Source organism: Mesorhizobium robiniae, from assembly GCF_040545535.1.
In the GTDB taxonomy this organism is placed as follows: Bacteria; Pseudomonadota; Alphaproteobacteria; order Rhizobiales; family Rhizobiaceae; genus Mesorhizobium; species Mesorhizobium robiniae.
This window is the reverse complement of sequence record NZ_JBEPMC010000001.1, coordinates 120,545-140,369: the sequence shown is the minus strand read 5'-3', so window position 1 is coordinate 140,369 and position 19,825 is coordinate 120,545. Positions and strand designations below refer to the sequence as shown.

General features: G+C 60.7%; 13 protein-coding genes. 9 read left to right on the top strand and 4 right to left on the bottom strand.

The features are described from left to right. Positions 1-2 precede the first annotated feature (2 nt). Genes ABID19_RS00705 through ABID19_RS00695 form a run of 3 tightly spaced genes read right to left on the bottom strand, consistent with a single transcriptional unit; the run spans position 3 to position 3,123 of the window. Entirely contained in the window at positions 3-347 is a 345-nt protein-coding gene (locus tag ABID19_RS00705; RefSeq protein ID WP_354487199.1) for a hypothetical protein, read from the bottom strand. After that, entirely contained in the window at positions 347-787 is a 441-nt protein-coding gene (locus ABID19_RS00700) for a DUF6484 domain-containing protein (protein WP_354487197.1), read from the bottom strand. Before ABID19_RS00700 ends, ABID19_RS00705 begins: the two co-directional genes overlap by 1 nt. A gap of 8 nt (positions 788-795) precedes the next feature. Beyond that, positions 796-3,123, bottom strand: a complete 2,328-nt coding sequence (locus ABID19_RS00695) for a type VI secretion system Vgr family protein (protein WP_354487196.1) — start codon at positions 3,121-3,123, stop codon at positions 796-798. Between the two features lie 247 nt (positions 3,124-3,370). Here ABID19_RS00695 and tagH point away from each other — a divergent pair, with 247 nt between their 5' ends. From tagH to ABID19_RS00655, 8 genes are all read left to right on the top strand, one after another. After that, entirely contained in the window at positions 3,371-4,459 is a 1,089-nt protein-coding gene (gene tagH, locus ABID19_RS00690; RefSeq protein WP_354487194.1) for a type VI secretion system-associated FHA domain protein TagH, read from the top strand. Between the two features lie 401 nt (positions 4,460-4,860). Next, the gene (gene tssL, locus ABID19_RS00685; protein WP_354487193.1) at positions 4,861-6,378 is read left to right on the top strand and encodes a type VI secretion system protein TssL, long form; all 1,518 of its coding nucleotides are present in this window, start codon (positions 4,861-4,863) and stop codon (positions 6,376-6,378) included. Positions 6,379-6,400: 22 nt separating this feature from the next. Further along, the gene (gene tssM / locus ABID19_RS00680; protein ID WP_354487191.1) at positions 6,401-9,952 is read left to right on the top strand and encodes a type VI secretion system membrane subunit TssM; all 3,552 of its coding nucleotides are present in this window, start codon (positions 6,401-6,403) and stop codon (positions 9,950-9,952) included. A gap of 158 nt (positions 9,953-10,110) precedes the next feature. Continuing rightward, entirely contained in the window at positions 10,111-10,881 is a 771-nt protein-coding gene (locus ABID19_RS00675) for a PP2C family protein-serine/threonine phosphatase (protein WP_354487189.1), read from the top strand. Beyond that, complete coding sequence (locus ABID19_RS00670; protein WP_354487187.1) at positions 10,881-13,427, top strand: serine/threonine-protein kinase; 2,547 nt, start codon at positions 10,881-10,883, stop codon at positions 13,425-13,427. The genes ABID19_RS00675 and ABID19_RS00670 overlap by 1 nt, the downstream gene beginning before the upstream one ends. 11 nt (positions 13,428-13,438) lie before the next feature. Continuing rightward, positions 13,439-13,945 (top strand): DUF1036 domain-containing protein, encoded by a 507-nt coding sequence (locus tag ABID19_RS00665; RefSeq protein WP_354487186.1) that lies wholly within the window; start codon positions 13,439-13,441, stop codon positions 13,943-13,945. After that, the gene (locus tag ABID19_RS00660) at positions 13,942-16,269 is read left to right on the top strand and encodes a M23 family metallopeptidase (RefSeq protein WP_354488253.1); all 2,328 of its coding nucleotides are present in this window, start codon (positions 13,942-13,944) and stop codon (positions 16,267-16,269) included. The genes ABID19_RS00665 and ABID19_RS00660 overlap by 4 nt, the downstream gene beginning before the upstream one ends. Positions 16,270-16,296: 27 nt before the next feature. Next, a complete protein-coding gene (locus ABID19_RS00655) occupies positions 16,297-18,114 on the top strand; it encodes a caspase family protein (protein ID WP_354487185.1) in 1,818 nt (605 codons plus the stop codon). Positions 18,115-18,291: 177 nt separating this feature from the next. On the opposite strand, the gene ABID19_RS00650 is transcribed toward ABID19_RS00655, so the two are convergent. After that, positions 18,292-18,846, bottom strand: coding sequence for an OmpA family protein (locus ABID19_RS00650; RefSeq protein WP_354487183.1), 555 nt, complete (start codon positions 18,844-18,846; stop codon positions 18,292-18,294). A 170-nt stretch (positions 18,847-19,016) separates the two neighbouring features. On the opposite strand from ABID19_RS00650, the gene ABID19_RS00645 reads away from it, so the two are divergent. Further along, the gene (locus ABID19_RS00645) at positions 19,017-19,595 is read left to right on the top strand and encodes a DUF6931 family protein (protein ID WP_354488252.1); all 579 of its coding nucleotides are present in this window, start codon (positions 19,017-19,019) and stop codon (positions 19,593-19,595) included. Positions 19,596-19,825: the final 230 nt, after the last annotated feature.

Below are 19,825 nucleotides of genomic sequence, written 5' to 3'. Positions count from 1 at the left end.
CCTCAGTCCGCTCGCCGGTGCGCGTCGAGATATGCCCGTACCTTTTCTAGGTCGAGTTCCGCGACCAGGATCGGCTTCCCCGCCACCAGCATGCGCAGCACGAACAGCTCGCCCGCCTCAGGGTATTCTGCATAGCGCTCCTCGGCGATCCGGAGCCCATCGGCTCCCGCTACACGCAAGCCGTCCAGATGCGCCTCCAGACGCTCGATAAGGCGGCTCAGGCGTTCCTCGTCCATTTCAGGATTTTTATCCGGGCTCAGCAGATGCCCGTCGTAAACAGTCCACAAAAAAGCGGCCATCTCCGCATGCTGACGCACGACGTTTTCGAGAACCGGCGGCTTGGGCATCAGTTTAGGTTCACCGAACCGCCCCGGATCCGATTGGAGGCGCTGGCGTGACTGACCAGGTATGTACCCCGAATGGTGAGGTGACCGTCCTTTTCCATGATGATGACCGACTTGCCGCATCTTAGCTCCAGCCGCTCGCTGGCACTGATCTTCACCGTTTCGCCATCGCGTACCACATGAGCCTCGGCACGAGGGCTATTTGTCTGTCGTTTTGCGGGGTCGACAATACGCCCGACAATCAGCGGCTTCAGCGGGTCGGCGTTTTCGAAAAGCAACGCCACTTGCGAGCCGATCATGTCGGGTGACAGTTCGGTCAGACTGCGCGCCGGCAAGGCTGCTTCCTCCGGATTGCCGGGAAACACCACAAGCGGCGTGCCCTCGTGGAATCCGAGCAGCAGACCAATCACCACGCCATCGATCCGTTCGTCGATATTGTTCATGGGTGCCCTCAGTTCTGTTTTATCTCCGAGCCCTTCATGATGATATCGCTCGAAGCATTGACGTTTATCTTTCCCGAACCCTTAACAGTGATATCCTTACCTTTGATGGTAATCGTCCCGTCCTTTTTCATAATGATCTCGGCGCTGCCGGTTTTTATGGTGACGGAATCCTTGGCCTCAATGGTGAGGTTCTTGCCGACCACTATGGCCGCATCATCCCCGACCTCAGTAAAGCTCTTCTTGGCGACCTTGAGGGTGTGCGCGCCGCCAATCTCCGTTGAATCGTCCTTGGCAACTGTGGTCGAGCGTCCGCCGCCAATTTGGGTGCCTTGATCCTTGGCGATCTTGAAGGTCTGACCGCCGCCGATCTGAACCCCCTGGTCCGAAGCGATCGTCCAATTGTCACCGGCACCAATGCTGTGCGTCTGGCTCGCGCCCACCGTCACCGACCGCGTGGCGCCAATCGTATTGCTTTGAAGACCCCCGACGCTGCGCTGCTCCGCCGCGCCGACGCTGTCGATGCGGGCCGCACCTACGGTGATCGTCTGAAGCGCGCCCACCGTCTGTGTATGCGCAATGCCGATCGTCTCCGTCGAGTTCGACCCGATATTGATCGTCTCGTTCGACCCCACCGTCAGCGAGCGATCGACCCCCACCGTCTCGGTATCGTTGTTGCCAATGTCGGTGGTCTGGTCGACGCCGACCTTCACCGTCTTGTTGTTGCCGACGTCCTCGTCGAGGTTGTGGCCGACGGAGTGCTTGGCGTCGTGGTCGATGCGGTCGGACTGGTCGTGTTGCACCAGCTTGGTGCGGTCGTTCTTGATCAGCAGGTTGTGGTCCTTCTGCGCCTGGAAATTGACCAGTTCGGAGCCGGCCTTGTCCTCGAACATCAGCTCGTTATAGCCGCCACCGCCCTTGGAGGAGTCCGACTTCCAGCCGGATTGCGTGGCGCTGCCCGGCAGTCCGTAGGGCGGCATCTGGGAGGCGTTGTAGACCCTGCCGGTGATAATCGGCAGATCCGGGTCGCCTTCGATGAAATCGATGATGACCTCCTGGCCGATGCGCGGTATCTGGATGAATCCCCAGCCGCTGCCAGCCCAGGTCTGCGAGACCCGCACGAAACAGGAGCTGTTCTGGTCCTTCTTGCCCAGACGATCCCAATGGAACTGGACCTTCACCCGGGCATATTTGTCGGTGAAGATCTCCTCGCCGGATGGGCCAACCACCGTCGCCGTCTGAGGACCGCGCATGATCGGCCGTGGTGTGATCCGTGGCGGACGATAGGGCAAGGCAGCCGGCGCCACGCCGAGGATCACCTTGAAGTTCTCGCTGCCGACGTCGGCAAGGGCCCTGTAGCCCGGATCGAACAGCCTATATTCGGCGCTGACCACCAGGTACTCCTGATTCTGGTCCTCACGCGGGAAGCCGTCCAGTTGGAACGTGCAGCCCGAATACAGCCCACGCACGGTTCCAACAGCAGCGATACGCTGGTGCACGGCCTGGATTTCCTCGCGGCGGATCGCAGCCAGGCTATCGCCGCGGCCAACGTCAAGATGCGCGCCGGGCTGGCGGTAGTTTTCGCCCGCCGCCAATTTGTGACCGAACGGCTGGGCGGATTTGGCCATCAGGTCGGCGCCCGGTTTCTGGAAATCGTAGTCGGTATGGACATAGGCGCCCGGCCGCACCGAACTGCCCGGTATCCATTCCGTTATATACTCGACATCGCGCCGGGAGCCTTGCCCTTCAAAGTGATAGGGTACTTTCTCATAGCCCGGCGCGGGCTTCAGCTTGTTCATCGCATCGGCGAGCACAAGTGTGTGCTTGCCATCGTCATGCTCGAAGAAATACAGAATGCCTTCGTGCTCGAGTAACCGCTGCACGAAATCGAGATCGGTCTCGTCATATTGCACGCAGTATTCGCGCGGCGGATAGGATCCTTGCAGGCGCTTCTCGAATTTTGCCGTGCTGTATTTCGAGAAAACCTCCTCGACGATCTCGATGACGCTCATGTTCTGGAAAATGCGGCAATCAGTCGTGTTGCCGAGGAACCAGAGCCATGGCCTGATGACCGCTTCGTAATATGCCAGCCTATCCTCGATCCTGGTGAGCCGAAATTCCGAGATCAGCCCGCTGAACCAGCGTTTCGGATCGGATTCACCTTCGATCGAGACAGCACCGCCCAGCATCTTGAGCGGGTCGATATCGGGGCTGCTACTGACGAACCCGACAGTATAGGCCAAACAACGACTGATCTCGTCGCGCCCGACAAGATGGGTGAAGGTCAACAACTCGGCGCCAACCGGTGTCTGCACAACCGTAGCACGTTCGTTCGGCATGGGTCGTGCCCCTCCTAGACGCCACCGCCAGTGTAGCGGATTTGGAGTTCCTGCTATGTGATCAGCATCACCTTCAGGAACGCCACGCCATGTTGAGCCTACCACAAGTTTTCCTGCCGACCAAAAAGAACGAGCGGCAGTTAAACCTTGCCTTATGGATTTCATCGACTTGAAACGCTGCTGTCCTGTTATACTTGCAAGCTGCTAGAATGGTAGCGTATCGATCGGCGATCGACGGCGATTTTGGATGTTCATCAGGCTGCAGATCAACAATATCGACGCCCTGCCCGCTGGCATCTCAACCGGCTATGCAGCCCGTGACCGCAGCTTCGAGATCGGACGCGAGGCTTGTGATTGGACCTTGTCCGACCCGGACAAATTCATCTCCGGCCGGCACTGCGAGATCAGGTACGACGCGGGCGGGTTCTGGCTGCACGATGTCTCGCGCAATGGAACTTTCATCAACGGATCGAGCCAGCGCATGGCCGGCCCGCATCGGCTCGGTCATGGCGACCGGCTGCTGATTGGCCGCTACGTCATCTCCGTAGCGATTGACGACAAGCGAGCGGCGACAGGCCAAGCTCAAGGCAATCGCGGTTCGACGCAACGGGAAATGCCGGTTGCCACGGGCCGGCCACTGGACTTCGGCAACAAGCCTTTCTTCAATCCGGCGGAGCAGCGGGCCGGGCAGCAGGCGCCAGCATCGACGTCTTCCTTGCTGCAGCCCATTCCTCCGCCCTCGGCGGGGTCCGCACCCCGCCGCCCTGACGCAGACGAGATGCTGCGGGTAATCGCGATCGCAGCCGGCATTTCACCGGAATTGCTTCAATCGCGTGACAAGCATGAAGTTGCTGCCGAAATCGGCGCGGTGCTGCGGACGATGGTCGAGGAGCTGGCCTTGCTGCTGAAAGCACGGGCGGCTGCGAAGATACTGGCCAAGAGCACACACCGGACGATGATAAGTGCTGAGGATAACAATCCCCTAAAGTTCGTCCCGGGAACCGATGACATCCTTGAGATCATGTTCGCACGGCGCAGAGCCGGCTATCTCGATGCCAAGCGCAGCGTCGAAGACGCATTCCGTGATCTCAAGACGCACGAATTTGCCACCTACGCAGCCATGCAAGCTGCTCTCTCCCGGCTGCTTGACGACTTGTCGCCCGAAGCGATCGGCAAAAAGCTACCGCCGACCTCGTTCAGTTCGAAGAAGGGCCTGGCCTGGGATGCCTTTGTCGCGAAATGGCGGACCATGGAGGAAGCCCACGAAAACGGCATGCTGGATATATTCCTGTCCTATTTCAGCGAAGCCTATGCCAAGGCCGACAAGCAAAAATAGGCTGGAAGACTGAATCGGGCGCTTGCCCCGGAAATCGGATCGTTTGCTGCGTTGACCTTTGGTTGCGAAACGAATTAGGCGGCAACTGGAAAGTCCTTTGCGGTCCAAAAGGACGCGCGGCGCTTTAGTTGACAAAGAAAAATCCTTTGGCAGCACTGCTTTAGGTTCCAATCGACAGCTTCTGAGATTACGATCACATACGACAGTTCGCCAGCGGGTAAGGCTGATTGACCTAGGGGTCTGCGGCAAATGTCATGTTACGGCGGGATAGTGTTTTGTAGCCGACTTTCTTCCAGACACTGCCCTCGTCAGCAGCGCCTGCATTTCCTGCCTATGACCAGGAACCGCTCTGCGCCCATCTGGCGCAAACGCGGGCATCGCGGCCGGACGGAATACCTGCAATGAGCTCGAAGGACAATCCTTTCGGCCCGGCGGGCAAAACGGTCATTCGCGCAAATCCACGACGCGAGCAAAAATCGGCGCCAGCTGCTCAGGGGCCTGTTACTGGCGGCGGGCAGCGCGATCCCTCCCCAGTCAAGGATTCAACAATTTTCGATCCAGGTGTCGGCCGGCATGCGCCCCCGGGCTGGATATCCGGAACTGTGATCTATCAAGGCGCATCTTCCGATGCCGCGATGGCAACCGGCTCTTCCGCGGCGACGCCAGCCATGCAGCAGGATGTTCTGCTCGATGCCGCGGACAGCGTCAGTTATTCCGCCGCAAACCCGATCCTCGCAGCGGCCGCGCCCTTGCTGATGCTGCTCGGCCAGCTCAGGCTCCTGTCAGTCGAAAGACAGGCGGAGCCACTGGCGGAGCATGTCGCCGATACGATTGAAAAGTTCGACCGGACTATGGAGAAGTCAGGCGTTCCCGAAGAGGATGCCCGGATCGCAGTATTCGCCCTTTGCGAAACCGCTGACGATCTGATCGGCAACATGCCCTGGCCGAAGAGTGATGACTGGGCGCAGCACGGCATGCTGTCGCGGTTCTTTCACGTCGAACCCACCGGCACGGGCTTTTTTGAAGCGCTGAACAAGGTGCTGGCCACGCCGGAGGCACACTACGATTTGCTCGAATTGATGCATGCCTGCCTGTCATTGGGGTTCGAAGGCCAATATCGAGGTCTGGCGCGCGAGGACACCGACCTCGAACGCGTCCGACGCGACGTCTACGAGACGCTTCGCTACTTCAGGGCTCGCACCGACGAAGAGGTCTCGCCGCACTGGCAGGGCATGGCGGCGACAATGACGAAATCGTCCACTCGGCTGCCGCTCTGGGCCGTTGCGGCTGCTGCATCGACGCTGCTGACGGCAGCATTCTTCGTGTTGCGGGTTCTCATCACCAACGAGGGCGATGCCGCTGCCGGCCAACTGCTGGCGCTCAATCCATCAACGCCGGTCACCATCGAACGCGCCAGCGTGGCGCCGTTGGCCGCGCCGGTGAAAGCCGCTCCGCCTGTCGCCGCCGCCGTCACCCAGATCGATCGCATCCGCACCGCATTGGCCAAGAATATCGCGCGCGGCGGGCTGATCGTCGGCACGCAAGGCAGGTTCATCGTCGTGGAAATCAACAATCTCTTGTTGTTCCAGTCCGGCAGGGCCGAGATAAAGCCAGAGTTTGGACCGATAGCTGCAGACATCGCCGCCGCGCTGGAAACCGAGCCCGGACCGATCCGGATCGTCGGCCATACGGACAATGTGAAACCGCGAAAGTCGAGCGCGTTCAAATCCAACTTCGACCTTTCCGTCGCCCGGGCGAAGGCTGTCGAAGCAATGATGGCGCCGCAATTCAGCCAGCCTTCACGGATCACGGTCGAGGGCAAGGGCGAGGACGAGCCGATCGCCGACAATACGACGCCGGAAGGCCGCGCTCAGAATCGCCGTGTCGACGTGATGATCCCCAAGGAGGAGACGTTGTGATCGCGGCCGGCTGGAAGCGCCCATGACGCGTTGGCTGCTGCAGATATTCAGCGTCATCGCGCTGGCCGGTTTCGCGGCAGCCGTCTGGTTTGCCGGGCCATTGATCCGCTTTGCCGATACCCGCCCGCTCGGCTCCGTCTGGCTGCGTGGCACGATTATAGGGGCCACCCTGGCGATCGTGGCGCTCTTCTACGGCTTCCGTTTCTGGCAAATGCGAAAGGCGCAAAAAGCGCTCGAGGCGGCAATCGTCCGCAGCGACGACAGAGATGGCGAGCCGCAGATGCTCGAGGCCCGCATGAAGGAGGCCATTGCGACGCTAAAGCGATCGAGCGGCAAGGGCAACTTCCTCTATGAGATCCCCTGGTACATCATCATCGGCCCGCCGGGCGCAGGCAAGACGACGGCACTGGTTAATTCGGGCCTGAAATTTCCGCTTGCCGGGTCGGGTGACGCCCAGCCGGTAGCCGGTATCGGCGGCACACGGTCCTGCGACTGGTGGTTCACCGACGAGGCCGTGCTGATCGACACCGCCGGACGCTACACAACGCAGGATTCGCACGCCGAGAGCGACAAAAAAAGTTGGCTTACCTTTTTAGCGTTGCTCAAGAGATACCGCACTAGGCAACCGATCAACGGCGTCATCCTGGCCATCAGCCTTGCCGACCTCATCAGCTTCGATGATCAGCAATTGAACGCCCATATCGTCGAAATACGCAGCCGCTTGCGGGAAACATACGAAACGCTGAAGGTCCAGTTTCCGGTCTACCTGCTTTTCACCAAGGCCGACCTTGTCTCCGGCTTCATGGATTATTTCGGCGGGTTCGACGAACCGCGCCGGCGTAAAGTGTGGGGCGCGACATTCCAGACCACGGATCGCAACAAGAACATGGTCAGCGAGGCCCCGGCCGAGTTCGAAGCACTGGCAAGACGGCTGGCGGAGGAGGTCCCCGACCGCCTGCAGGAAGAGGCTGATCCAGTCGCGCGCATAGCCCTCTTCGGCTTTCCGGCGCAATTTGGCGCGCTGAAGGGACGGATTGCCACTTTCGTCGCCAGCCTGTTCGATCCGGCCCGCAGCCAGGTGAATGTCAGCCTGCGTGGATTTTATTTTTCATCAGGCACGCAGGAAGGAACACCGATTGACCAGGTGCTCGGCGCAATCGGCCGCAGTTTCGGCGGTAATCCCGGGGCGCATCTGTCCGGCACAGGCAAGAGCTTCTTTTTGCACGACCTTCTCACCCGCGTCATTTTTGCGGAGGCGGGCTGGGTTTCATACGACAAATCGGCTGAAAGGCGTGCGGCGATCGCCAGATATGGCGGCCTTGGCATAATCGCGTTGGTCGCCGCGGTGGCCCTGGGCGCCATGGCCGTGAGTTACACGGCCAACAGATCGCTGATCGCCGCCACCACCCAGGAGATGAGCCAGTATCGCGAGACAGCGGGCCCGCTGCTCAAAAGTACTGAGGTCACCGATGTCGATCTCGAAAACGTCATTGGCCCGCTCGACCAGTTGCGCAACCTGCCGGCAGGGTTCGAAACCGGTGACTTGCCGACGCCGGTCGAGGAGACGTTCGGCCTCAGCCAGCGGGAAAGACTTCTTTCGGCATCCAAAACGGCATACCGGCAAGCGCTGGAGCGCACATTCCGCGCGCGCCTGTTGATCCAGGCCGAGCGGACGATCCAGGCCAAGATGGCGGACCCCGACGCGCTCTACGAACCGTTGAAAATCTACCTGATGCTTGGCGGCAAGGCGCCGAAGGTCGACGACGCGCTGATCGTTTCCTGGATGAGACAGGATTGGGAACAAAACCGGTATCCGGGCGAAAACAACCGCGAGGGACGGGCGCAGCTCGAAAAGCATCTGCGCGCCATGCTGGCCTTGGACGACGCCTATGATCCGGTTTTCGAACTCAACCGACCGCTTGTCGAATCCGCCCAGCGCTCGCTCGGGCGCATGAGCCTAGCCGATCGTGCCTCCGCATTGATCAAGTCGGCTACATACGCGGCGGCGCTGGACGATTTTTCTGTTTCCGCGCAAGCTGGCCCGGAAGCGCAGTTGCTGTTCGAGCGCATCGACGGCAGCGATCTGGCTGATGTTCGTGTTCCCGGCATCTACACCCATGCCGGCTTCAACGACTTCTACCTCGGGCAACTCTCGCGCATCGCGCAGATGCTGGTCGACGACCAATGGGTTCTCGGCGGTGGCGGTGAGCAAGGCGGCATCGATCAGGAACTGCTCAAGCTCGGTCCAGAACTTCTCGATCGCTACGGGAAGGAGTTCACCGCGGCGTGGAACGCCGTTCTCGATGAGTTGAGGTTCAAAACGATGCTGAAGGACAAGCCGCATTATTTCGCGCTTTCCGCCGCCGCGTCGCCAACCTCGCCGATCGACCAGCTTTTTACGGCGATAGCCGACGAGACAGCCCTGACGCGGGAAGCCGGAAGCAACAGAGCCTCCGAGTTAGTATCCGGCGCGGTTCAGAACCAGCCGCAGACGTCTGCAGATATCGCCAAGGGCTTGGCGCGCATCGGCATACAAATTGCCACAAGCAAATCGCAAAGCCGCGCCGGCGCAGGGTCCTCGAGCGCACAGCATCCCGGAGCAAAGATCGAAGCGCAGTTCAGGTCATTCCAGACGCTGGTGAACGGTCCTGCCGGACGCCGCCCGATAGATGCATTGACCCAGAATTTCCGTGACATCTACCAGAGTCTGCAACTGGCGGCCGACGTTCCTTCGCAGACGGAACGCGTCAACATGAATCTGCAACTGCAGGTTTCCACCCTTCGCGCCAATGTCTCGCGTCTGCCCAAGCAGCTCGCGCGGATGGTCAACACGACGGCCGACGAGTTTGAGGGCAACGTCGCCGAAACCTCGGTAGCGAATCTGAACCAGATGCTCGACCAGACGGTGACGCGCGCCTGCGAAGAGGCGGTCAACGGACATTATCCCTTCGCCGGCAACGGCACCGAGGACATCGCAATGGCGGATTTCTCGAAACTGTTCGCTCCGGGCGGGCTGATGGACCGGTTCTTCGCACAGAATCTCGCATCGCTGATCGACATGACCGGCCACGGCTGGAGTTGGAAACAGGATGCGCGCTTGGGGCGCGACCTTCCGAAGTCGACCTTGAAGGACTTCCAGCTTGCTGCCGAAATCCGCAACGCCTTCTTTCCCTCCGGTGGTTCTGTCCCATCGGTGAGCGTCACCTTTACGCCGGTTTCACTGCATGGCGATGCCGATGCGGCAATACTCGACGTCGACGGCCAGATCGTCCAAAGCAACCAGGCAGGCAACGCGCCAAGCACGGTGACCTGGCCGAGCAGCGGGACTTCGGCGTCCGCCAGCCTGAGCTTGACGCCGGAAATGCCAGGCCGCGAGTCCGCCATCAAGTTCGACGGTCCGTGGGCGCTGAAGCGATTGCTGGACAAGGCTGATATCACCAGCGCCGGCGGCAATACGGAAGCCCGCTTCGTGATCGGCGGACGCGATGTCGCCTATACGATCCAGACCGGTTCGGACCCCAACCCCCTCTTCCTTCCCGCGCTTTCCGGGTTCAGCTGCCCAAAGGCCTTTTGAGATGGCCTTCGGGCTTTCCAGCATGATGACGCCGTCCATGGGCTGCAGACGCTCGGACGTTGATTTCGATATTCTAATATCCGCGCCTGTGGCAAACTGGCGCGAGCGAGCGCGGGAAAATGCGCCGCGAAGGACGCTTGCGAAGCGCTTGGTGGCAAATGAACAATGTCGCCCTTCCCTTTGAAAGCTTCGGCGTTAGCCACAGAGGCTGTGTCCGCGAGCTCAATGAGGACAACTATCTGGTCGAGCCGGAAACCGGCCTCTGGGTCGTGGCCGACGGAATGGGTGGACATGATGCCGGAGAAGTCGCCTCGGCCAGCATCGTCGATCATCTGGCAACGATCGGCATCGCAAGTTCGGCACCGGATCTTCGCGCGCGCTTCGAGGACCGGCTGAGTCGGGCCAATGCCGAGATCCGCGGGATATCGGAGTCCCGCGGTGTAACCATAGGCTCCACCGTCGCTGCCTTGCTGGCTATGAATGGGCGGTTTGCCTGCCTATGGGCGGGCGACAGCCGGGTCTATCTGATCCGCAACGGCTCGATCTCGCAGATTTCGAGGGACCATACCGAAGTTCAGGAACTTCTCGACAGAGGCATGATCAGCGCGGCCGAAGCGCTCACCTGGCCGCGCCGCAATGTCATCACACATGCGGTTGGTGTCAGCGACGAGATCATCATCGATTTCCAGCAAGGCGAAATCATGCCGGGGGACATTTTCGTGTTGAGCACCGATGGGCTCACGGCGCACGTCACCGACGCCGAGATCGAGGCGGCAGCGGTGTCCGCGACACCTCAGGCGGCGTGCGAAAACCTGCTGCAGACGGTGCTGGCGCGCGGCGGGACAGACAATGTCACGATTGTGCTGGTGAAGATCGGAGACAGCAGCAATGGGTCGCGTCCTGATCCATCCGCGGAGGTTGGAGGCTGATGAGCGCCGACGACAAGACGCGAATATCGCCTGGCCTGGCAAACACCGCTGTCGGCACGCAACTCAGCGGCATCTACGAACTTGACGAGCGGATCGCGTCCGGGGGCATGGGTGAGGTTTACCGTGGCCACAACATCCAGACCGGCGACCACGTCGCGATCAAGATCGTCCTGCCCGAGTTCGCCCGTGACCAGACGATCCTGTCCCTGTTCCGCAAGGAAGCCTCGATCCTCAACCACCTGTCGCACGACGCGGTCGTCAGATATCACGTCTTCACGATCGATCCCGGGATCGCCCGGCCCTACCTTGCCATGGAATTCGTCGACGGTGAATCGCTGTTCGACGTCATGCGGCGTGGCGCGATGCGGACGGAAGACGTGCGCAAGCTCTGCCACCGCCTTGCATCCGGTCTAAGCGCAGTGCACCAGGCGGGAGCAATACACCGCGACCTTTCCCCGGATAACATCATCCTGCCAGGAGGCCGGGTCGACCGTGCAAAGATCATCGACTTCGGCATCGCGCGATCGGCGACCATCGGTGGAGAGACCCTGATCGGCGGAAAGTTCGCAGGAAAGTACAGCTACGTTTCTCCCGAACAGCTCGGGCTGTTTGGCGGCGACGTCAGCGAGCAGTCCGACATCTACAGCCTGGGATTGGTGCTGGCCGCTGCACTGCGCGGAAAGCCGATCGATATGGGCGGCTCCCAGTTTGAGATCGTTGAAAAGCGCCGAACCGTGCCGGACCTGTCCGACATCGATGCCGATTTTCGCGAGATTGTCGAAGCCATGCTGCAACCGGACCCGCGGGATCGGCCAGTCAGCATGGCAGACATCGCCAGGCTGACGCGTGACGACAGCGAGGAGACAACGCCTCCGCCGTCCATCACACCTCGCGCCCGGACTGGTCTGCCGCGAACCGGCGAAACCGTCGCGCCCGGTTCCAAAGCCCCCGGGCACGGCTTGCCGGCTGTTGCGAAATCGGGGGAGCAGCGCTTCGTTCCGCATGTCCGGCCGGCGCATCTGTCCGCACCGCGGCCTTCGAAGGTCGCCCCTCCTTCGCGCGCGGTCACGCCTGATGCCCCCCAGAAGCCTGCAAAGACCCGCAACATCGCAATCGCTGCCTTCGCGGCGCTGGCTGTGGTCTCCGGCGCAGGCGTCTATCTGAGCGGCCTGACGACACCTTCCACGCCGGTCGCCGGCGATACACCGCTTTTGGCACCAGAAGCATCAAAGCCGGCCCCGGCGGACGGCGCAGCGAGCCCGCCTGGCAATGAGCCGGCAAAGCGGATTCCAGCCCAGCAGCCAAAACCGGACGGCGCTGCGCCGCCCGTCGAAAATCGGGCCGATGCCGAGGCCAGACAGGAGCCGGAGCCGATACAGCCGGCCAAAGTCCCCCCGCCCACCGAGGAAATCTCGGAGCCGTCTGCAGTCGAGGTGCAAATACCACCCGAAGCGGTTCCGCCGGCAATTCAGCCTGATGCGGTGACCGGCAACAGCCAGCAGGCAGCTCCGCCGGCCGCCGAGGTAGCGCCTGTAGCACCAGCCGAGAAAGCCCAGGCGCCAGCGGTCCAGTCCGATGCCGTGGAGAGCCGGAAGCCCGAGCGACAGGCTGCGGAGGAAGCCAAGGCCAAGGCTGAAGTTGAAGCCAAGGCTGATGTTGAAGCCAGGACCAAAGCGGAGCGAGAGGCCGAAGAGACGGCGAAAACACAAGCCGAAGAGGAAGAGCGTCAGAAGGCGGAGCAGGCGGCGCGGCTCGCGTCGGAGAGGGCCAAGCTCGACGCCGCGCGCAGGGCCGCAGAGCAGGCGCTAAAGGTGGAGCGTGCGCCGCAACCGCAGGCGGGCGAGTCGCCGGATGACGGCACCGTCGCCTTGAATGTGCCCCGACCGGGAGCTCCGCCGGCTCCTCCCGTCGATGCGATGGCGCAACGGGTCTCCTGGGTGCGCGACTTCAGCGGCGGCGATTGTTTCTATGCGGCGTTGACGTCGGCAACCGACAAGGCTGCCGCGATCGAGGGATTTGGAACGGAGGTCCCGCCATTCGAGCGAATGATGTACGATTTCCAGGCAAGATTCCATGTCGAACCGGACATCAGCGTCCGCCTCATTGAACCCGCCCAATGCGAAGTCACCAACTTTTTGCGCTTTCTGGATCAGACAGCGGCCGACAAGCCGCGGCTTGTTCTCGATCGGACGTCGGTGCCGAGCGGTTCGCCGATCAGCGGTACGCTGGTGACGCATGGCGGCCTCATTTCCAGCGTGCTGCTGATCGACCACGAGGGCATGGCGTTCAGCCTCGACGATCGTATCGTGGTGCAATCGGACAAGGCCATTTTCAACATCCCGACCAGTCTCGACCCCGCCGGCAAGGCGGCCGGCAAGCCCGTACCGCAGATCATAATGGTCATCACAGGTCGACAGGATATTCAGGCTGCGGCGTTCTCCGGGCCAATCCCGGTGTCGGTGCTGCTGCCCAAAATTCTCGAGGAAATCGAGACCAGCGGATCTGAATTCTCCGCAACTGGACAATACTTCCGGCTCGGCGGATAGCATGGACGCCCATGGATCTCCGCCGCCCGCGTTTTTCCTCCCTGCCCGCTCACCCGCCCAAAAGGCCGGGTGACTTGGTTCGAGCCCTGCTTGCCCTGAGAGACTATGTCAGGATTTCGATTCTCCCGGGCGCTGCGCTGCTGGCTTTCCTCTCGACCACCGAGGCGCGTGCCGAATTTACCGTCTGCAATCAGACGCTCGACGTGGTCAATCTCGCCGTTGGCCAGAAGGTCGAGAATACGGACCAGACCGACGGCTGGTGGACCATCGGCGCAAATCAATGCGTAAACGTCATCCGCGAGGAACTGACGAACCGCTACATCTACATCTATGCGACGGACGTTTTTGGTCACGCGATCCTGACCGGGTCGACCGAAATGTGCATCGACCGGCGGCGCTTCTCGATACGCGGTATCGATGAATGCTGGCAACGCGGCCGCATTGCCGCGCGATTTCTCGAAGTCGATACGCTCGAACAGGTGCGGTGGACCTTTTTCCTGACCGGAAGCAATCCGTGACGCACAGTATCGATACGAGCTTCAGGCTGAAGAAGCAGGCGCGCGCTGCCCTTCGCAGACGCAGGCTGTGGCGCAGGCTCCTTGCCGGTCTTGCAGCGATTGTCCTGTTGTCGATCGCCACCGGCTTTTATCTCACCGCGAACTATTGGTCGTTCGGCGATGAAGACGAGGAGTTGCAGGCGGTCGAGGGAACCGACGATGTGCCGGCCGATGCATCGATCTATGTACCTGCCATTATCGAGCTAGCGGGGGATCCTATGTGGATCACCCTTGCGCCCGACGCGGGCGCCGCAACGAAAGGCAAAGTGGTCGCGCGACCGGTGGAACTCGATCAGGCCGGAGTTTCTCCCCAGATCGAGATTCTGTCTGACGTGATGCTTAGCGCCAGCGAAAAATTCATGACGACGATCCCGTCCACGCAAGAAGATTTCGCATTTTTCCAGGCACAGCGGCAGACCGCGGCGGCGCCATCCAGCGATCTGCAAGACGATCCTCAGCCACTCGCTCCAGGTGAAGCTCCGCTTGCTTCTGGTCCGCAGGCGGGCGCCGATGATCCCGAAGCGGGCTGGGGCGAAACAATCGCTGCAGGCGAGGCAGCCCTTCCCGCGTTCCGGAAGACCCAGATAGAAAACAACACAAGCGTCGCAATTGTCATGAGCGAATATCAGCGATTCGAGGCTACCGCAGACACGTTCGTAAAGATTCTCAACGACCGCAGTTTGGACAGCGTTGCCCTGGACTCGCATTTCTCCGCCGATGATGCCAAGCTGGCAGGCGAAGCCCTGAGGTCGCTTTTCAATCGGGAAAGCCTTGAGCCGGGTTATGTCGTCGCGATGCGCGGTTTCCGGCCGGCGCGCGAGACGACAACAATGTCCCTCATGCAGGTTTCGATCTACGCCAAGAACACATTTGTCGGCACGCTGACGCGCAATGCCGCCGGTGCATTTGAGTCTGGCGTGGATCCTTGGGTCCGTGAAGATCTGTTCAATTACTCGGGCGCACAGGTGGAAGGCACGTACAAGAGGCAATACCGGCTACTCGACGCAATCTATTCCACGGCGGCACGTAATAATGTTCCGACCGGGGTGATCGGAGAGGCGATCATGTACCTCTCCAGAGGACAGGATCTGGATGCCTTCGCCAGCCAAGACCAGCGTCTGGTCCTGATCTATTCCCAAAGGCCACGTGGCAAGGAAGAAACTGCCGGACGGGTGTTGTATGTAGGCGTCCAGGGTAGCGAAAAGAGCCTCGACTGTTTCGTCTTCCAGCAGAGCGACGGCCAGTTTGCATGCGTTAGCGGTGACGATCAGGTTCGCTCGCTGACGGTCACCAACGGCATGGTCACGCCGGTCAACGGTGTCATGACGTCCACCTTCGGTCCACGCAAACACCCGATCCTAGGAACCGTTCGGATCCATAAGGGTGTGGATTGGGCGGCACCCCTGGGTACACCGATTGCAGCCGCTTTCGACGGCGAAATCGTCTTTCAGGGTGATGGAAAGGGATACGGCAATCTGGTGAAGATTTCGCACGGAAACGGGAGCGAGACGCGCTATGCGCACATGCAGAGGTTCGCGATCAAGGACGGTGTCGGCACGAAGGTGAAGGCAGGCGATATCATTGGCTATATCGGCACCACCGGCCTCTCGACTGGGCCGCACCTGCATTTCGAACTCTATCGGAGTGGCGAGGCCGTCAATCCCCTGGGCACGGTTACCACAATCGCCACGGACAATTCCGCTGTCGAAACGCTGACTGACCGTATCGTTCATGTCGAAAGTGGCGGCAGCGCCCGTGCCAAGAACCCCAATTCTTCAGCGACCGGAGCCGGCCAGTTCATAACAAAGACCTGGATCAGGATGATGAACACATACCGGCCCGAACTTGCGCGGACATTGTCGACCGCCGACCTGCTAGCTCTGCGTTACGACGCCACGATCTCGCGCGAGATGGTGAGCAACCTGGCGCGCGAAGGTGAAGCCTATCTTCGGGCGCGCGGCCACCAGATCACAGCCGGCCGGCTCTATCTCTGCCATTTCCTGGGAATGGAAGGCGCGCATCAAGCGTTGTCGGCGCCGGGTTCGGCGCAATTGAGCGCCGTCCTCGGGTCGGCCGTCATTCAAGCCAACCCGTTTCTCACCGGCAAGACCACCAGCTATGTCGTGAGTTGGGCCGAACGGAAAATGGGTCGGAAGCTGAGCCCGCTGACGACTGCCGTAAGCCAGCAGACGACGACGACGGAAGTCCGCCAGACATCGCCGGAGTTCGAAAAGTACAAACAGGCGATCACCGCCCTCATAAGCTCGATTCAGAATACCCTTTGAACGTGCTTCTCGCGGGCTCGCCGTTTAGTGGCGCGCCAAAGGTCATTATTGCCAATTTTTCGGGCCTTTGTGAACCAAAACTGTGACCTGGGTCACATACGCCTAAGAGCCATTATGGCAGAAGCGACTATGTCGCTGATGAAAAGCGCGGAGGGTTGGTCCATGAAAGCATTCGCTGTCTTTCTGAGCGGGTTCATCCTGTTCATCATCGCCTCGCTTGGCGCCGAGGCTGCCACGCCCGACGCCAAACGCGTTGCACTGGTCATCGGCAACAGCAAATATATCCATGCCGTTGCCCTGCCCAATCCCGCCAACGATGCGCGCCTCATCGCATCCACCCTGCGCAATGCCGGCTTCCAGGTGATCGAGGGAGTCGATCAGGACAATGCAGGCATGCACAGCCTCATCAGTCGGTTTACCGAGCAGTCCTACGACGCCGATCTCGCCGTCGTCTTTTATGCCGGCCACGGCATGCAGGTCGACGGCAAGAATTTCCTGATTCCGGTCGACGCCGAGTTGACATCGCCCGCCTATCTCAAGACCCGAACCATTCAGATCGATGACTTCATGGCAGCCTTACCGCCCGAGCCGGCGGTTGGCGTCGTTATCCTCGATGCCTGCCGCGACAATCCGCTGGCAAGGACCCTGGCGGCCGCGATGCCCAAGAGCCGTTCCACCTCGTTCGGCGCCGGTCTGGCGCCGGTTGAAGCAAAATCGAACGGCATTGGAACTGGCGGCATTCTGATTGCCTATGCGACGGATCCAGGCGCCATCGCTTTCGACGGCAACGGCGTCAACAGTCCCTATTCCACGGCGCTCGCGAGGCACCTGACTGAACCCGGCGTTGAAATCCAGAGCGCGCTGACGCGCGTACGCGGTCAGGTGACCGAGGCGACGGAGGGTCGCCAGAGACCCTGGCACAACGCATCGCTGGGGCGCGAGGTCTTCATCGGACAATCCATTGCGCAAGCCGTGCCTGCCGCGAAACCTGTCGCTGACGCATCCGGCGCCGCTGCGACCGCAATCCCCGCCCCCGTAACCAGCGAGCCTCCTTCCTGGGAGGTCGAGCAGCGTCTGTGGGATGAAGCTTCGAAGCGCCATTCCGTTCCGTTCTACGAAGCCTATCTCGGCCAGTTTCCGGAGGGTCGCTTCGCCACGGTGGCACGGCTGAACATCGACCAGTTGAAGGAACCGAAAGCCGAAAACCGGCAGGTCGCGGCAGTCGACGAGGACGAGGCGAATGCCAGTACCGGCTCAGCCGTCCGCACCTCCGTTGGTGTTTCAGACGAGGCGAAACAGACTCCGGGTACCGAGTTGACAGAAAGTGCGATCGGTCTCGATCGCGAGGCCCGCATCGATCTGCAGTTGCGCATCGAAGCCTTGGGCAACGAACTTGGCCGTATCGACGGGAACATGGGTCCGAAGACCCGTCAGGCGATCGGCATCTGGCAAGCAAAGAACGGTCTGCCGCGGACCAATTTCTTGACACGCGAGCAACTGGCGTTCCTGGTGATCCAGACGGATCCAATGATGGAGCCGGTGCGCGCCAGACATGCTGCCGATCAGGCTCGAGCAGTGCAGCCGAAAAAACAGGTGCAGAAGGCCCGTCTACAAAAGCCGGCGGCACACAAGGCCTACACACAAAAACCGGTGGCACAGAAAGCCCGGACACAAAAGCCGGTGGTACACAAGCCCCGCAAGCAACAGCAGGTGGTGCAGAAAAAGCGCTACCGCGAGGTGGTTCGGCGGGACGTCCCTCCGCCACGAGACAACAACGACTTCCTGACCAAGGCGCTGATTTTCGGCACTGGCGTTGCGGTGGGTGGCGTGCTCAACAACAACTGACCAATGCATGTCGCGCAAAAGCATGCCCTCGGGGCTTGACCGAGAGTGCGCAGCGGTTTTGCGACAACGACATGCATAAAATAACAAGCTAAAGCGCGTCGCATGAGGCCGGTCGAACGCGACTGCGGTTCAAGCCTGTTCGACATCTGAGCCGGGCTTTGGCACACCCGGCTCCAGCTACTCAGTCCTTATCCGCATTTCCACCCGGCGGTTGGCCGGATCGTAGGGGTCGGGGTTGCGTGGATGCGTTTCGCCCAGGCCGATTGCTTTGATGCGGGCAGCGTCGACGCCATTGGACGTCAGGAAGGCGGTCACCGATTGTGCTCTTCGTTCCGAAAGCCCATCATTGTAGTGAGCCGAGCCGGAAGCGTCGGTGTAGCCTTCCACGACAAAACTCAACGTGCTCAGCCGGTTATCGTTGAGCGCCTTGGCGAACTCGCCGAGTTCAGCGCGCGCAGTCGTGTCGAGTTCCGCGGAATCCAGGCCGAAATTGATCAGCATATCGAGGCTGGTTTTTTCGGCGGGTGCTTCCTTCTTCTTGCTCTTACATTCGTCTTCGGTGCCGACACAAACCCCACGTGACGGGCCGAATTCGCTCGCCCCGGCAAAAAACTTCACGATGTCTTCTGATTTCTGAAGCGGATCGGCGGAAGCATGTGTCGAAAAAAGCGTGACCGCCAACACGAAGCTTGAACCCCACAACTTCACAACGGTTACTCCTGTTTTGAGCATCCGATTTCGCCAGCCTCGGACTATATCAAATTGCGAAGCAACTGTCTGTCATAAACGTTGAGCATATCGGCGATGAACGGCGGTAGCCACCTTGCCCAGGACTGAGGCTTGACCCGCGCCCCGTCCAGCGCTTCAGTACCAACTGTTCCCCAGGTGAAAGCGTGGCGGCCATGGCCAATGAGCTTCGATTCAAAACGGCACGGGATCTTTTCATGGCCTGCCCAGCTGTTGCCGGAGACATGGTAGCACCTCCGACCGAACAGCCTTCAATCGAGTTTTGCCGAGCCCTGCTTGCCGGACGGGTGCCGGAGGAGGCGGTTACGTTCTGTGCCTACCTGCTTCCCGAACGGGCTGCGGTCTGGTGGGCTCATGAGTGCCTGACCCAGCTGACCGATCTGCTCGATAGCGGGGATCAGGAGTTGCTCGCGCTTGTTCACGAATTGGTCAGCCAACCCTACGGTCATCACCATGGCGCGGAAGTGAGCAGGGCCGCGGCAATGCCGCCAACGACGCCGGCTGCCTGGATTGCGCTGGCTGCAGGATGGCGCGGCAGCGGCACGGATACGGACATGGCTGCGGCATCGCACTTGCAATCATTTCCTGCCGCCCATGCGGTCAACGCAGGAGTTCTGGCCGGACTGGCGCGCGTTGCATTGGCGGACCGCTTTTCGGTTCTTTCCGCATTTGTCGAAATGGGCATCCAGATGGCAGAGATCGAGGCGCTGCACCAATCAGCGGATGCATATTAAACCTGATTGCCTACCCTAGTAGCAGCCGCATCGAGGCCATCTGGCCAACGCCTCCTTGACGTGCATCAAGGATATCCGTCAACTTTATCCCCAGCCGCCTCCCCCGCTGCTCCCACCGCTCCCGCCGTTTCCGCCGCCCGCAGGAACGATCACAGGAGGTGGGACAACAGGCTCCTCGATAGGCTCTTCCGCAACCGGCTTGATCACGTTTTTCTTGACCACCCGTTTGG